General features: G+C 37.1%; 17 protein-coding genes. 8 read left to right on the top strand and 9 right to left on the bottom strand.

The annotated features are described in order from the left end of the window. The first annotated feature begins 135 nt into the window (after positions 1-135). From hisG to hisIE, 8 genes are read left to right on the top strand one after another with little or no spacing between them, the layout of a single operon-like run. The gene (gene hisG / locus MKJ01_RS06980) at positions 136-993 is read left to right on the top strand and encodes an ATP phosphoribosyltransferase (protein ID WP_241612881.1); all 858 of its coding nucleotides are present in this window, start codon (positions 136-138) and stop codon (positions 991-993) included. A gap of 1 nt (position 994) precedes the next feature. Continuing rightward, positions 995-2,287 (top strand): histidinol dehydrogenase, encoded by a 1,293-nt coding sequence (gene hisD, locus MKJ01_RS06975; RefSeq protein WP_241612879.1) that lies wholly within the window; start codon positions 995-997, stop codon positions 2,285-2,287. Continuing rightward, positions 2,274-3,305: a histidinol-phosphate transaminase gene (hisC, locus tag MKJ01_RS06970; RefSeq protein WP_241612877.1), complete on the top strand. Its 1,032-nt coding sequence runs from the start codon at positions 2,274-2,276 to the stop codon at positions 3,303-3,305. The genes hisD and hisC overlap by 14 nt, the downstream gene beginning before the upstream one ends. Further along, positions 3,302-4,396 carry a bifunctional histidinol-phosphatase/imidazoleglycerol-phosphate dehydratase HisB gene (hisB, locus tag MKJ01_RS06965; protein ID WP_241612875.1) on the top strand — a complete coding sequence of 365 codons (1,095 nt, stop codon included), beginning with the start codon at positions 3,302-3,304 and terminating at the stop codon, positions 4,394-4,396. Before hisC ends, hisB begins: the two co-directional genes overlap by 4 nt. 1 nt (position 4,397) lies before the next feature. Then, a complete protein-coding gene (gene hisH / locus MKJ01_RS06960) occupies positions 4,398-4,982 on the top strand; it encodes an imidazole glycerol phosphate synthase subunit HisH (protein WP_241612874.1) in 585 nt (194 codons plus the stop codon). Continuing rightward, positions 4,979-5,704 carry a 1-(5-phosphoribosyl)-5-[(5-phosphoribosylamino)methylideneamino]imidazole-4-carboxamide isomerase gene (hisA, locus tag MKJ01_RS06955; protein ID WP_241612873.1) on the top strand — a complete coding sequence of 242 codons (726 nt, stop codon included), beginning with the start codon at positions 4,979-4,981 and terminating at the stop codon, positions 5,702-5,704. Before hisH ends, hisA begins: the two co-directional genes overlap by 4 nt. 18 nt (positions 5,705-5,722) lie before the next feature. Then, positions 5,723-6,475, top strand: coding sequence for an imidazole glycerol phosphate synthase subunit HisF (gene hisF / locus MKJ01_RS06950; RefSeq protein ID WP_241612872.1), 753 nt, complete (start codon positions 5,723-5,725; stop codon positions 6,473-6,475). After that, on the top strand, positions 6,472-7,059 hold the full coding sequence (gene hisIE, locus MKJ01_RS06945) for a bifunctional phosphoribosyl-AMP cyclohydrolase/phosphoribosyl-ATP diphosphatase HisIE (protein WP_241612871.1): 588 nt from the start codon (positions 6,472-6,474) through the stop codon (positions 7,057-7,059). Before hisF ends, hisIE begins: the two co-directional genes overlap by 4 nt. A gap of 50 nt (positions 7,060-7,109) precedes the next feature. On the opposite strand, the gene MKJ01_RS06940 is transcribed toward hisIE, so the two are convergent. The 9 genes from MKJ01_RS06940 to MKJ01_RS06900 all read right to left on the bottom strand — a co-directional run bounded on the left by MKJ01_RS06940 (position 7,110) and on the right by MKJ01_RS06900 (position 14,124). Then, positions 7,110-8,279: a M28 family peptidase gene (locus MKJ01_RS06940; RefSeq protein ID WP_241612870.1), complete on the bottom strand. Its 1,170-nt coding sequence runs from the start codon at positions 8,277-8,279 to the stop codon at positions 7,110-7,112. A gap of 104 nt (positions 8,280-8,383) precedes the next feature. Continuing rightward, positions 8,384-8,728: a 50S ribosomal protein L20 gene (rplT, locus tag MKJ01_RS06935; protein ID WP_241612869.1), complete on the bottom strand. Its 345-nt coding sequence runs from the start codon at positions 8,726-8,728 to the stop codon at positions 8,384-8,386. 119 nt (positions 8,729-8,847) lie between these two features. Then, positions 8,848-9,045 (bottom strand): 50S ribosomal protein L35, encoded by a 198-nt coding sequence (gene rpmI / locus MKJ01_RS06930; protein ID WP_002979658.1) that lies wholly within the window; start codon positions 9,043-9,045, stop codon positions 8,848-8,850. Positions 9,046-9,435: 390 nt separating this feature from the next. Further along, on the bottom strand, positions 9,436-9,936 hold the full coding sequence (gene infC, locus MKJ01_RS06925; RefSeq protein WP_241612867.1) for a translation initiation factor IF-3: 501 nt from the start codon (positions 9,934-9,936) through the stop codon (positions 9,436-9,438). A 159-nt stretch (positions 9,937-10,095) separates the two neighbouring features. After that, entirely contained in the window at positions 10,096-12,015 is a 1,920-nt protein-coding gene (gene thrS / locus MKJ01_RS06920; RefSeq protein WP_241612865.1) for a threonine--tRNA ligase, read from the bottom strand. A 282-nt stretch (positions 12,016-12,297) separates the two neighbouring features. Beyond that, the gene (locus MKJ01_RS06915; RefSeq protein WP_241612863.1) at positions 12,298-12,483 is read right to left on the bottom strand and encodes a hypothetical protein; all 186 of its coding nucleotides are present in this window, start codon (positions 12,481-12,483) and stop codon (positions 12,298-12,300) included. Positions 12,484-12,493: 10 nt separating this feature from the next. Beyond that, complete coding sequence (locus tag MKJ01_RS06910) at positions 12,494-13,099, bottom strand: DUF4230 domain-containing protein (protein WP_241612861.1); 606 nt, start codon at positions 13,097-13,099, stop codon at positions 12,494-12,496. Between the two features lie 13 nt (positions 13,100-13,112). Continuing rightward, positions 13,113-13,646, bottom strand: coding sequence for a thioredoxin family protein (locus tag MKJ01_RS06905; protein WP_241612859.1), 534 nt, complete (start codon positions 13,644-13,646; stop codon positions 13,113-13,115). Positions 13,647-13,656: 10 nt separating this feature from the next. Next, the gene (locus tag MKJ01_RS06900; protein ID WP_241612856.1) at positions 13,657-14,124 is read right to left on the bottom strand and encodes a nucleoside triphosphate pyrophosphohydrolase family protein; all 468 of its coding nucleotides are present in this window, start codon (positions 14,122-14,124) and stop codon (positions 13,657-13,659) included. Between the last annotated feature and the right edge of the window lie 98 nt (positions 14,125-14,222).

Here is a 14,222-nt window from a genome sequence, read left to right as displayed (position 1 = left end):
ATCGATAATTTGTGTTAAAAATCAAAATAATTAAAAACCGTCTGAGTAAACAGGCGGTTTTTTTGTCTCTTAATTTATCCGGATAAATTTTCACATCGACCCGTTTTTTATTTACTCAGACTTAACAAAAATAGAATGAGTAAACTAAAAATTGCCATACAGAAAAGCGGCCGGCTGTACGAAGAATCCCTTCAGCTTCTTAAAGACTGTGGAATTTACGTTAACAATGGGAAAGACCAGCTGAAAGTTTCCGTAGATAATTTTCCTTTGGAAATTATGTATCTGAGGAATTCTGATATTCCGCAGTATCTCGAAGACGGGGTGGTGGATATTGCCATTGTCGGTGAAAACCTCTTAGAAGAAAAGTATAAAAAGATCGAGATTGTCCACAAGCTGGGATTCTCAAAATGCAGGGTTTCTTTAGCTGTTCCAAAAGAAGTGGAAACAGACCGTTTGGACTACTTTCAGGGAAAAAAAATTGCAACTTCCTATCCTAATACGCTTAAAAAATTCCTTCAGGAAAATAACATTTCAGCAGAAATCCATATCATTTCGGGCTCTGTGGAAATCGCTCCTAATATAGGACTTGCTGACGGGATATGCGATATCGTGAGTTCGGGAAGCACTTTGTTTAAAAACGGATTAAGAGAAACTGTTACGCTTCTGTCATCTGAAGCCGTTCTGGCAAAAACCTTTACACTCAGTGATGAGAAAAAAGCATTTCTTGAAAAGCTGGTGTTCAGGATCAAGGCTGTTCTGAAAGCGAAAAATTCAAAATATATCCTGATGAATGTTCCAAATGATAAAATTGTAGTCATATCCGAAACACTGCCGGTTCTTAAAAGTCCAACTATAATTCCTTTGGCAGAAAAAGGCTGGAGCAGTATCCATTCCGTGATTGAGGAAGATACCTTCTGGGAAGTTATTGATAAACTAAAAGACAACGGAGCGCAGGATATTTTAATTATTCCAATTGATAAAATGGTAATTTAGTATGAAAATCAGTCGATACCCACAAAAAAATATCTGGCCGGAATTGGTGAAAAGACCGGCTTTAGAAAAAAAAGAGCTTAACGGAATCATTTCAGGAATTTTCAGGGAAGTACAGGAAAAAGGAGACCAAGCATTAACCGATTTCAATCTGAAATTTGACAATGTTCAGATTGATGAGATTCAGGTTGCTGAAATAGAAATCCTGAATGCCAGAAATCTCATTGATGATGAACTGAAAAAAGCTATTCAGCAGGCAAAAGACAATATTACAGCATTTCACACCTCGCAAATTTCAGAAGTTCAAAAGATTGAAACGACAAAAGAAGTGCTCTGTTGGAGAGAAAACAGGGCTATTGAAAAAGTGGGGATTTATATTCCCGGAGGCAGTGCACCTTTATTTTCTACTGTTTTAATGCTCGCTGTACCGGCTCAGCTGGCTGGCTGTAAAGAAATTGTTTTGTGTACGCCTCCGGATAAAAATGGAAATATCAACCCGGCAATTCTCTACACCGCTCAGCTTTGCGGAGTAACTAAAATATATAAAACGGGAGGAGCCCAGGCCATTGCGGCGATGACGTTCGGTACAGAAAGTATTCCTGATGTTTATAAAATCTTCGGACCCGGAAATCAATACGTTGTAGCTGCGAAAGAATATGCACAGAACTGTAACGTTGCTATTGATATGCCTGCCGGTCCCAGTGAAGTATTGGTCATCGCCGACGAAATGGCGGTTCCTGAATTTTGTGCGGCAGATTTACTTTCGCAGGCAGAACACGGAAGCGACAGCCAGGTAATTTTTATTACAACGGATGAAAATATTCTTGAACAGACTCTTGAGGAACTGGAAAAACAACTTAAAGAAATTCCCAGAAATGAGATAGCCCGTGAAGCATTAAAAAACAGCCATTTTATTCTTGTAGAATCGCTTCAGGAAGCTTTGGATTTCAGCAATCGGTATGCTCCTGAACATTTGATTTTAGCAGTTCAGGATTTTGAAAAATACATCCCTGAGATCCAAAATGCAGGATCCGTTTTCCTGGGAAATTATTCCTGTGAAAGTGCAGGAGATTATGCCAGCGGAACCAACCATACGCTTCCCACCAACGGATTTTCCAAAAATTATAGTGGCGTTTCCCTGGACAGTTTTGTAAAGAAGATCACCTTTCAGCATCTTTCTGAAAAAGGCTTGGAAAACCTTGGGAAAACAATAGAAATCATGGCAGAAGCAGAAGGTCTATCTGCCCATAAAAATGCAGTATCCATACGATTAAAAAAAAGAAATGAAAGAATTTAATATCAATCAGTCAGTAAGAAAAAATATTCTCGAATTGCAGCCTTACATCAGCTTCAGAGATCACAATGAATTTGAAAATCCGGTATTGATGGATGCCAATGAAAGCCCTTTCGGGAACTTCAACCGCTATCCTGATTCTACACAGCGGAAAGTCAAAGAGAAACTGGCTTCCATTAAAAATATTTCAGTGGATCATATTGCTCTGGGGAACGGAAGTGATGAACTGATCGATCTGATCATCAAAATCTTCTGTGAACCAAAAAAAGATTCTATTATGAGGATGAATCCGTCTTTTGCCATGTACGATCTTTATGCTTCGATCAATGAAAACAAAGTGGTGAAACTGGGTCTGAATAAAAATTTTGAGATCATTAAAGAAGATTTTTTAAATCTGTCCCAGGAAGAACGGTTAAAAATTTTCTTTTTATGTTCCCCTAACAATCCAACAGGAAACAGCATTGATGATTTGGAATTTTTCATTAGAAATTTCAGCGGAATTATTGTGGTGGATGAAGCCTACATTGAATTTTCCGGTAGAACATCATCTATTGAGCTATTGGATAAATATCCAAACCTGATTGTTCTCCAGACCTTCTCCAAAGCGTGGGGAATGGCTGGAGCAAGAGTAGGTGTCGCCTATGCCTCTAAAGAAATCATCGCATTCATCAATACGGTCAAGGCGCCTTTCAATATCAATTCATTAAGCTCAGATCTTATTTTGAAGGCATTGGATAATCCGGAACAGCTCAGCCAAAACGTGCACAGTATTTTATCTGAAAAATCATGGTTACAAGATTGTTTCAAGACCATCAGATGTATAAAAAAAGTATATCCGAGTGAAGCAAATTTCTTTTTGGTTGAATTTGAAAATGTCGAGGAAGTATATGATAAACTCTTAGAAAAAGAAGTTTTAACCAGTAAAAGAAGTCCTCATATTCCAGACTGTATACGAATAAATGTCGGCACCAGAGAAGAAAATGAACAGCTAATTACCGTATTACAAAATATTGAATCATGAAAAAAGTATTGTTTATAGACCGGGACGGAACCTTAATTAGAGAACCTGAAAATGATTTTCAGGTAGATTCGCTGGAAAAGCTGGAATTTTATCCGGGGGTATTCCAAAACCTTTTAAAAATTGCAATAGAACTGGATTACGAGCTGGTGATGGTAACCAATCAGGATGGTCTGGGAACAGAAAGCTTTCCTTATGAAGATTTTATAAAGCCTCACGAAAAAATGCTGAAAGCTTTTGAAAATGAAGGAATAGTGTTTAGTGATCTGTTAATTGACAGAAGCTTTGAGCATGAAAACAAGCAGACCCGCAAACCGCAAACCGGCATGCTGGGAAAATATATGTATGGAGATTACGACCTTGAAAATTCTTTTGTGATCGGGGACCGGTTGACTGATATTCAGCTGGCAAAAAATCTGGGTTCGAAAGCTATTTTTATGAATTCTGATGAGAATGAAACCGCTGCTTTGGTTACGGAAAAATGGAGTGAAATTTATTCTTACCTGAAGCGGATTCCGCGGAAAGCAAAAGTATCCAGAAAAACCAATGAAACGGATATCGACATTGAAGTTAACCTGGACGGCAGCGGAATATCTGATATTTCAACCGGACTTCATTTTTTCGATCATATGCTGGATCAGATTGCCAGGCACGGGAATTTAGATTTAAAAGTTAGAGTTAAGGGAGATTTGCACGTTGATGAGCACCACACGATAGAAGATACGGGAATTGTATTGGGACAGGCTTTATCAGAAGCTTTGGGTAATAAAAAAGGGATCGAAAGATATGGTTTCCTGCTGCCAATGGATGACTGTCTCGCGCAGGTAGCTATTGACTTCGGAGGCCGTTCATGGCTGGCCTGGAATGCAGATTTTAAGCGTGAAAAAATTGGAGATGTCCCCACCGAAATGTTTCACCATTTCTTTAAATCTTTTACCGATTCGGCACGGTGTAATATCAATATTAAAGCAGAAGGAGACAACGAACACCATAAGATTGAATCCATTTTTAAAGCATTTGCCAAATCGATGAAAGGAGCGGTACAGCAGACAGGTCAGAATTTTAATATTCCCTCAACAAAAGGAAGTCTCTAATATGATTGCGATAATAAAATATAACGGCGGAAACGTGAATTCAGTACAAAATGCATTAGACAGACTGAATGTAACTACCATTATCACCGATGATGCTGATATTATAAAAAATGCTGACAAAATCATTTTTCCGGGAGTTGGTGAAGCTTCTTCTACCATGAAAATACTGAAAGAAAAAGGATTAGATATATTAATCCCAACTTTACAACAACCGGTCCTGGGAATTTGCCTCGGGATGCAGCTGATGTGTAGCGATAATGAAGAAGGCAATACTACAGGAATGGGAATTTTCGATATTAAGGTCAAAAAGTTTCCCGTTGAAAATATTGTTCCACATATGGGCTGGAATTCAGTTTCAGATTTTAAATCACCTGTTTTTTCCGGGATTGAAGAAGCCTGCGATGCTTATTTTGTCCACAGTTTTTATTGTGAATTATCTGAGCACACCACTTCGGTTTGTGATTATATACTGCCTTTCAGCGCATCTTTGCAGAAAGATAATTTTTATGCCATGCAGTTTCACCCGGAAAAATCCGGAGAAATGGGAAGCCAATTATTACATAACTTTTTAAAACTTACCTCATGAAAATTATTCCGGCCATTGATATTATCAACGGTAAATGTGTCCGCCTTTCCAAAGGCGATTACACTACCATGAAAGTGTATAATGAAAGCCCTGTAGAAGTTGCCAAAGAATTTGAAGCTTACGGAATCCGGTTCCTGCATCTTGTTGATCTTGATGGCGCAAAGTCCAGACATATTGTCAATCATAAAATATTAGAAGATATTACACGTGAGACGAATTTACATATTGATTTTGGTGGCGGACTTAAAAGTTTAGAAGATATTGAAACGGCTTTTAATGCAGGCGCTGAACAGATTACAATCGGAAGTATCGCGGTACAGCATCCTAATTTTTGTTTTGATCTGATTTCAAGATTCGGTTCAGATAAAATTATTCTGGGAGCAGACTGTAAAAACAGGAAAATAAAAACTTCGGGCTGGCTGGAAGAAAGTGATCAGGATGTTATTCATTTTATACGTCAGTATCAGCAAAAAGGAATCCGGCAGGTCATCTGTACTGATATTGCAAAAGACGGAATGCTGGAAGGTCCTTCAACCGATTTATATAAAGATATTTTAAATCAGGCACCTGTTCAGCTCGTAGCGAGTGGTGGAATTTCAAATATGGAAGATGTATATACCATGGAAAAAACAGGATGTTCCGGAACTATTATCGGGAAAGCAATATATGAAGGCCGGATAAGCCTTGGTGAGCTTCGGGACTATATTGAACAAATGAATTGACCAATATTATATAAATCAATGCTTAAAAAAAGAATTATTCCCTGCCTGGATATTAAGGACGGAACAACGGTAAAAGGAATCAACTTTGAAGAATTGCGGAATGCCGGAGATCCAATTGAGCTGGCTAAAAAATATGAAAATGAGGGAGCTGACGAACTTGTTTTTCTTGACATTACCGCAACCATTGAAGAACGGAAAACTTTTGCTGATCTGGTGAAAAAGATTGCCAGAGAACTGAGTATTCCTTTTACTGTAGGCGGAGGCATTTCAACCGTTGAAGATGTCAGAAAGCTTTTAGAAGCCGGAGCAGATAAAATCAGCATCAACTCTTCTGCGGTTAAAAACCCTCAGTTAATCGATGATTTGGCAAAAGAATTCGGGAGCCAGTGTATTGTTGCAGCAGTTGATACAAAGCAAATTAATGGCTCGGATTGGGTTCATATAAAAGGAGGAAGGGAGATGACCAATCTGAAAACCGTAGATTGGGTGAAAAGGGTCGAATCGTTGGGTGCAGGAGAAATTCTTTTAACCTCAATGGACGGCGACGGAACAAAAAATGGTTTTGATTTGACGATTACCAAACTGGTTTCTGAAAATATCAATATTCCGGTTATTGCATCGGGCGGAGCCGGAAAAATATCTGACTTTGAAAAGGTATTCACTGAAACCAAAGCAACCGGTACATTGGCGGCGAGTATATTCCATTTTGGAGAAATAGGGATTCAGGATTTGAAAAACGAATTAAAATCTAAAAAAATTGACATACGATGAACATTAATTTTGATAAAAATGACGGACTGGTTCCTGTCATCATTCAGGATGAAATAACTTTGCAAATTCTCATGCTGGGGTATATGAATATGGAGGCTTTTGAAAAAACGGAAAAGGAAGGCATTGTTACTTTTTTCAGCCGTTCCAAAAATAGGTTATGGACAAAAGGGGAGGAATCAGGAAATTTTCTTACAGTAAAAAATGTAGCTATAGATTGTGATCAGGATACCATTTTAATAAAAGTTATTCCTAAAAATACGGTATGCCATACCGGGGATTTCAGCTGTTTCGGCGATAAAAATCCTAAAGGCTTTCTATATGAGCTGGAAGAAAAGATCAGCAGCAGAATTGACGATAAAACGAAAGGTTCCTATACATATTCCTTATTTCAGAGAGGGATTAACAAAGTAGCCCAAAAAGTAGGAGAGGAAGCGGTAGAACTTGTGATTGAAGCTAAAGACAATAATGATGAGCTCTTTAAAAACGAAGCCGCAGATTTACTCTATCATTATTTAATTTTATTAAAAGCTAAAAATATAAGCCTGCAACATATTGAAGAAATTCTTCTGTCACGTGACCGTTAAATATTGAAAAAAAGCCTGAGCTCAGGCTCAGGCTTTAATAAGGCATTCAGTTACTTTCCAATGACTATTTTTCTTACGGCTTTTGTACCATTGGCATTAACTGTGCACAAATAAGCGCCGTTGGTTAAACCTGAAACATTAATTGTTGTTTCATTTTCCTTACGGATGAGCAAGCGTCCGTTCAGATCTGAAATATCAAGCTTAAAATTCTTAATGGATTCAGGTAACTCAATATTCAGGATATCTTTTGCAGGATTGGGATAAACTTTTAATGATTCTAAAACATTAACCTGTGCTTCGTTAGTCGATAAGATATTTGTAGCCACTGCAAAATGTTGTAATGCACCTACCGCAGCTTTTCCTACATTAAATACATATGCCGGATCTATATTGGCAAAGGTATCATTTACCGTATGCTCATTGTTACTTTTCACATCTTCATAGAAACCTGTAATAATATCTCCGTTCTGCTCAAAAGGTACATAATCTGATGAATAAGCGTTTGACATCACGGTCTGTAATGGAGAATACAGCAACGTACAGTTCGCCAATTGCTGGGTAAAAGTCATAGATGGTGCATTGTTATCCGGAAGCCCTGCCTGGTCGCTCTCACATTTAATGGCATTGTTATTATTGCCTATTTTTCCGCCTACCTGATCTATATTGAAGACCAGTCTGATATTTAACTGGCGCACATTGTTCTGGAATACTACATTGTCTGCATAATGCCCGCTTCCCTGAAGGCCTTGTTCTTCCCCTGAAAAGTGAATGAATTTGATAGAATATTCAGTCGGAATATCTTTTAAAATTCTAGCGGCTTCTAATATAATGGAGGTTCCGCTCCCGTTATCGCTTACTCCGGGGCCTGTGATCGTATCATAATGCCCGCAGATAATCACATAGGTATTCGGGTATGTTGTTCCGGTCTTTGTTATGATTAAATTTTTTGAGCTCACATTCCCGAAAGTAAAAGGATCTTCTGTTATCTGGCTTGCCGTATATCCGTAAGACTGGTATTTGGCTTTCAGCCAGTTCAGTGTATTGGTGTTTTCTGCAGATCCTGTAGTTTTTATTCCTAAAGCCTGGAATTCCTGTAAGAGGGTAGTAACATTTGTCTGTGAAACCTGATCTGCTCTGTTTTTATATGCCTGAACAAGATTTTGGGCCTGCATGTTATAAGCTGCTAATGAAATAAGCAGAAGGGTAGTTATTTTTTTCACCTTTAGAGAAAATTTTACGTATTTAATAATGTACACAAATGTAGATAATAAAAAAATCCTGAGCAAAAAACTCAGGATTTATATTGATAACAAAAAATTCTACATTATTTTACTTGATCTACAACTGCTTTGAAAGCTTCAGGGTGATTCATTGCTAAATCTGCTAAAACTTTTCTGTTAAGCTCTATGTTGTTCTTTTTAAGAGCTCCCATAAACTGAGAGTAAGACATTCCGTGTTCTCTGGCTCCGGCGTTGATACGCATGATCCAAAGCGCTCTGAAATTTCTTTTTTTCTCTTTTCTACCACGGTAAGCATATTGCATTGCTTTTTCCACGGCATTCTTAGCTACAGTCCAAACGTTCTTTCTTCTACCGAAAAAACCTTTAGCTTGTTTAAGGATTTTTTTTCTGCGAGCTCTTGAAGCTACGGCATTTACTGATCTTGGCATAATTTAAATTGTTTTTTTGAAATGTGCGGTACTTTGTTTCAGTACGCTTAGCTGCTCCATTTCAGGGTTAAATTGTTGAATTGTTGAATTCTTATAAACCGGATATAGATTTATAAAAACTACTTAATGGCTAATTGACGTTGAACACTTTTCTCGTCCACTTTAGCTACGTAAGAAGTCGTCGTAAGATTTCTCTTCTGCTTCGTTTCTTTCTTAGTCAAGATGTGGCTTTTGTAAGCGTTTTTTCTTTTGATCTTACCGGATCCGGTAAGGGCAAAACGTTTCTTAGCACCTGATTTCGTTTTTAATTTTGGCATTGTTCTGCTTTTTTATTGTTTTGTTATCAATATCTGTTTGAGATCCCTAACAAGTCAGGAATAATAGTCTGCAAAGTTACAAAAAAAAAGTGATATTTAGATAAAAGAATTGGTAATATTAAAGCTGTCAGTCTGTAACAGATAAAGTGCTACACATTAGGCAATGTGAAATTCTGTTAAATCTTTAATTATATATTTAAAAACAATCTTTAAAATCTTTTTATATCTGAAACTGTAATTTTTAAAAGGATTATTAATAGTCAGATAACAGACTGAGATCCCTAACAGCTATTCGTAATAATTGTGACTGCAATATTAAAAATAAAATAGCCTCAAAATAAATTTGAGGCTATTGATATCATGTTTCAGATCGTAATGATCTGCAGTTGCTTATTTAGCTGGTTTTTTAGGGCTCATCATCATAATCATCCTTTTTCCCTCAAGTTTAGGAAGCTGGTCTACTTTCCCAACGTGCTCAAGTTCCTGAGCCAGTTTTAAAAGCAGAATTTCTCCCTGATCTTTAAAGATAATAGAACGTCCTTTAAAAAATACGTAAGTCTTTAATTTTGAACCTTCTTCAAGAAACTTTTCAGCATGCTTTTTTTTGAACTCATAATCGTGCTCATCAGTCTGAGGTCCGAAACGGATCTCTTTTACGACCACTTTTATCTGCTTAGCCTTAAGCTCTTTCTGTTTCTTCTTTTGCTCATATAAGAATTTTTTATATTCCAATATTCTTGCAATGAACGGTTCAGCCTTATCGGAAATCACTACTAAATCCAATTCCTGTTCTGCAGCAATCTGTCTTGCTTTATCAATTGGATAAATTCCCGGCTCTACGTTATCGCCCACCAAACGAAGCTCTCTCACGCGAATTTTATCGTTGATCAAGTGTAAGTCCTCCTGTACAGGACGTCTTTGTGGGCCCCTGTTGTTAAATCTTTGTGCTATTGTATTATATTTTATTGGTTAATATTACTTTTATTTAAAGATCAATTTGTCTGTTGCAAATTTTAAATCCTTTAAATCTTTTTTAATTTTAAATAACTTTTATATTGATGATTCCTTCTTAAAATAAGAAACGAAATCTTCCATACTCATCACTCCCAAATCTCCTTCACCCCGTCTTCGTACAGAAATTGTGCCATCTTTTTCCTCATTTTCACCGACAACCAGCATAAACGGTATTTTGTTTAATTCTGCATCACGGATCTTTTTCCCTGTCTTTTCATTCCTCTCATCAATCTGACCGCTAATATCGTGATTTTCTAAAAATTCTGAAACTTTTTTAGCATAATCTACGTATTTTTCACTGATCGGGAGAAGGATAAACTGTTCCGGGCTTAACCACAACGGGAAATCTCCAGCCGTATTTTCAAGAAGAATAGCAATAAAACGCTCCATGGAACCAAACGGTGCCCTGTGAATCATTACCGGTCTGTGTTTTTCATTATCATTCCCGATATAGTGAAGGTCAAATCTTTCCGGCAAATTATAGTCCACCTGGATGGTTCCCAACTGCCATTTTCTGCCCAATGCATCTTTCACCATGAAATCCAGTTTCGGACCGTAAAATGCTGCTTCACCATATTCAACCACTGTGGTCAGGTCTTTTTTCTTAGCGGCATTAATAATAGCGTTCTCGGCTTTTTCCCAATTTTCATCAGAACCGATATATTTTTCTTTATTCTCAGGGTCTCTTAATGAAACCTGAGTTACGAAATCTTCAAATCCTAAAGATTTAAACACATACAGCGTTAAATCAATTACCTTTTCAAATTCATCGGAAAGTTGGTCGGGAGTACAAAAAAGGTGAGCATCATCCTGGGTAAATCCTCGAACTCTGGTAAGTCCGTGAAGTTCGCCGCTTTGCTCATATCGGTAAACGGTACCAAATTCCGCATATCTCTTCGGTAAATCCCTGTAGCTCCATTGTGAAGTTTTGTAGATTTCACAGTGGTGCGGACAGTTCATCGGCTTCAGCAGAAACTCTTCTCCCTCGTTAGGAGTTTTGATCGGTTGAAAGCTGTCTGCTCCGTACTTATCCCAGTGTCCTGAAGTTACGTATAAATCCTTTGCACCGATATGCGGACTCATAACGAATTCATAACCTCCTTTTTTCTGAGCTGCAGAAAGGAAATTTTCAAGTTTTCTTCTCAAAGCGGTTCCTTTAGGCAACCAAAGCGGTAAACCGGCACCCACTTTTTCTGAAAATGCAAAGATACCAAGTTCTTTACCTAATTTTCTGTGGTCTCTTCTTTTTGCTTCTTCCAGTCTTTCAAGATATTCCGTTAATTCTTTCTGTTTCGGAAAAGAAATCCCATACACTCTTGTCAGCTGAGGATTGTTTTCATTTCCTCTCCAGTAGGCTCCTGCAGCATTTAAGATTTTAATCGCTTTTACAATCCCGGTATTCGGGATATGCCCTCCACGACAAAGGTCTGTGAAATTATCATGTGTTACAAAAGTGATTTCCCCATCGTTCAGGTTAGAAATCAGTTCTACTTTATAAGGGTTATCAGCATACGTCTTTAATGCTTCTTCTTTAGAAACAGGGTATAATGAGAATGTTGAACCTTTTTTGGCATTTTCCAATACCTTTTTCTCAATTTTCTCAAAATCTTTTTCGGATAAGCTTTCGTCTCCAAAATCTACATCATAGTAAAATCCGCTTTCGATAGCCGGCCCGATTGTCAGCTTAGCATTTGGATAAAACTCAAGGATAGCCTGCGCCAGAAGGTGGGCAGAAGAATGCCAGAACGCTTTCTTTCCAAGATCATCATTCCAGGTAAGCAATTGTACCGTAGCATCCGTGGTTATAGGTGTGGTGGTTTCTACCTGCTGGTCATTAACAATTGCGGAAATGGTATTTCTAGCCAATCCCTCACTGATAGATTTTGCCACATCTAGCGGAGTAACTCCTGCCTCGAATTCTTTGACACTATTGTCTGGAAGTGTAATTTTTATCATTGTTTACTAAGAAATTTTAAGATGCAAAAATACGCATTTTTTATTTAAAACACTATTTTAACACCTATTTGAAATAATATTTACATTCAAAATTCGTTGAATTCGTTTTAAAATTGTTAAAACAAATCAGCATTTTTATAATAACTGCTTAAATTGAAGAAGTCTGCTGTAGTTGCTTATCTTAAAAAATCACAATTTGAATAGATAAGATAAAGTGTACCTCACAAATCTCTACACCCAGAAACAACATTATAGTGATAAAATAAAAAAAATACTAAGTTTTCACTTAGTATTGTCTGTTTTTCCTGATTTATGGTTTTCTGAAGATTTCTTAACATCTTCTTTATCAATATCCGGCGGGTTTGTTTTTTCCGATGCGGCAGGAATACCCCGAAAATCCTGGTTTTCTTTTTTGGTTTCCGCCGAGTTGGCAGATTCCTGCTTTTTACTGCTTTCTTTTTCGCTCATAACTTTGGTTTTATAACTTTAGTATCCCCAGCGTACCTGTCTGGTCTTCTATACTATAATTCAAAGCCTTTGCCAAAACAAAAATCGTATTGAGATTTTCCATCAGTTGTTTTCTGCCTTCGGTTCTTAGTTTATTCTGATCAATTGATTTGTACGCTGTCTGCTTTGCTTTAGCAGTGACGTTTTTAATGTCTTTTTCAGAAATCCTGTTGAAAAAAGAATCATCCAACGCCTGAATTTCAACATTCGGTGTGATCCGGACTTCTGCATCTGGCAATTCGGTAATGATTAATTTTTTATTAATTGAATCTACTTTGATCTTCATTTTATTAAGATCATAAGATACCTGTGCATTGGTCTTCGTATAAGTAATGATGCTGTTGCTCGTCATTTCCTTACCGAAAAGCTCATAGCCCATTTTGGTTTTCTGCATGGACGAAGTATTCTGTTCCATCACAACCATTTTATTCATTTTCAAAATCTGATTGGTCAGAATATAATAATCTGAACTCTCTGTCTTTTTACTGATTTCAAAACATGATCTGAAACTGAAAAAGAGAATAGCTGCTAAAATAATCCCTGCCAGAAAAGGAAGTATGACCCTACTGTTTTTCAAACTTTATAATTTATTATTTATTATATTTTTTGAGAATCTCGACCAGATCCCTTTCAATATATCCTGTCGTAGGCATTTCAACGATTCGGCCTGTCTCTTTACCGTCTTTTTCAAGGATAATAGTTGGAACCTTTTCAATTTTATAATGCTTTTCCTGTCCGGAAGGAGATTCTTTTTTACGGTTCACTGCAATGATAATGAGTTTCACTGCAGGATAATTGATTTCCTCCAAAATTCTCATTAGACGTGGAACATCCCTATGGCTGTCTTCACACCATGTTCCCATAAACAGGGTAATCGTATAAGAATCAATATTGTATTTTTTAAGCTCATTAAGAGCTTTTTGATCCATGGTATATTCATCATGCTCCTTTACATACCAATCCGCATACGGAGCCTTTAAAAACTGGTCCTTTACCTGATTTCCAATAAGCATTTTCCCGTCACCTGCAATTTCCACTTCCTGGTTTATTGATGCTGCTACCTGAGCATTTACCTGACTGACTGTAAAAGCAAGACAAGAAACAACAGCAATATTTGTGATCATTTTTTTCATATTATTTTTCGATAATCGTCTTTAAATCAGCAGGAGAATAGTATTTGTTTTTTAATACTTTATGATCTGCTTTTCTGTACACATTATATTTTTCGCCCGATTTTTCGTAAAAAGAATCTACTTCTTTCGCTTTATAAAATTCAACCGTTTCCTGTGCCTGTTCTTCATTGTCACAAGCCTTAGACATGTTGGATCGCTGAACTTCATTGAACAATTCTACAAATTTACTGCCAAGCCCGAATTCCAGTACGGCACCGCTTAAAACATATTGAAGGTCACATAGAGCATCAGCAATTTCTACGATATTCTGATCTTCGATAGCCTGTTTCAGCTCATTTAATTCTTCCTGTAAAAGTTCGATTCTAAGACTGCATCTTTCCAGGGAAGGAATCTGGGGAGTTTCTAAAATAGGGGCTTTAAATGTGGTGTGGAATTCTGCTACCTGGTTCAGACTGTCAATTTTATCCATGAAATATTTTTATTTAAGGCAAATATAAAAAAGATAAATGATAATGATGACCATGAAAAAATATTGATGATCATCTAATACTTATTATTCATAAAAAA

It is taken from the genome of Chryseobacterium sp. SSA4.19, from assembly GCF_022601875.1.
GTDB lineage: Bacteria > Bacteroidota > Bacteroidia > Flavobacteriales > Weeksellaceae > Chryseobacterium.
This window is presented reverse-complemented; position numbering and strand designations above follow the sequence as displayed.

Coding starts and splice junctions, on each gene's coding strand:
- hisG (WP_241612881.1), top strand. CDS start 136: ATGAGTAAACTAAAAATTGCCATACAGAAAAGCGGCCGGCTGTACGAA.
- hisD (WP_241612879.1), top strand. CDS start 995: ATGAAAATCAGTCGATACCCACAAAAAAATATCTGGCCGGAATTGGTG.
- hisC (WP_241612877.1), top strand. CDS start 2,274: ATGAAAGAATTTAATATCAATCAGTCAGTAAGAAAAAATATTCTCGAA.
- hisB (WP_241612875.1), top strand. CDS start 3,302: ATGAAAAAAGTATTGTTTATAGACCGGGACGGAACCTTAATTAGAGAA.
- hisH (WP_241612874.1), top strand. CDS start 4,398: ATGATTGCGATAATAAAATATAACGGCGGAAACGTGAATTCAGTACAA.
- hisA (WP_241612873.1), top strand. CDS start 4,979: ATGAAAATTATTCCGGCCATTGATATTATCAACGGTAAATGTGTCCGC.
- hisF (WP_241612872.1), top strand. CDS start 5,723: ATGCTTAAAAAAAGAATTATTCCCTGCCTGGATATTAAGGACGGAACA.
- hisIE (WP_241612871.1), top strand. CDS start 6,472: ATGAACATTAATTTTGATAAAAATGACGGACTGGTTCCTGTCATCATT.
- rplT (WP_241612869.1), bottom strand. CDS start 8,728: ATGCCAAGATCAGTAAATGCCGTAGCTTCAAGAGCTCGCAGAAAAAAA.
- rpmI (WP_002979658.1), bottom strand. CDS start 9,045: ATGCCAAAATTAAAAACGAAATCAGGTGCTAAGAAACGTTTTGCCCTT.
- thrS (WP_241612865.1), bottom strand. CDS start 12,015: ATGATAAAAATTACACTTCCAGACAATAGTGTCAAAGAATTCGAGGCA.
- MKJ01_RS06915 (WP_241612863.1), bottom strand. CDS start 12,483: ATGAGCGAAAAAGAAAGCAGTAAAAAGCAGGAATCTGCCAACTCGGCG.
- MKJ01_RS06905 (WP_241612859.1), bottom strand. CDS start 13,646: ATGATCACAAATATTGCTGTTGTTTCTTGTCTTGCTTTTACAGTCAGT.
- MKJ01_RS06900 (WP_241612856.1), bottom strand. CDS start 14,124: ATGGATAAAATTGACAGTCTGAACCAGGTAGCAGAATTCCACACCACA.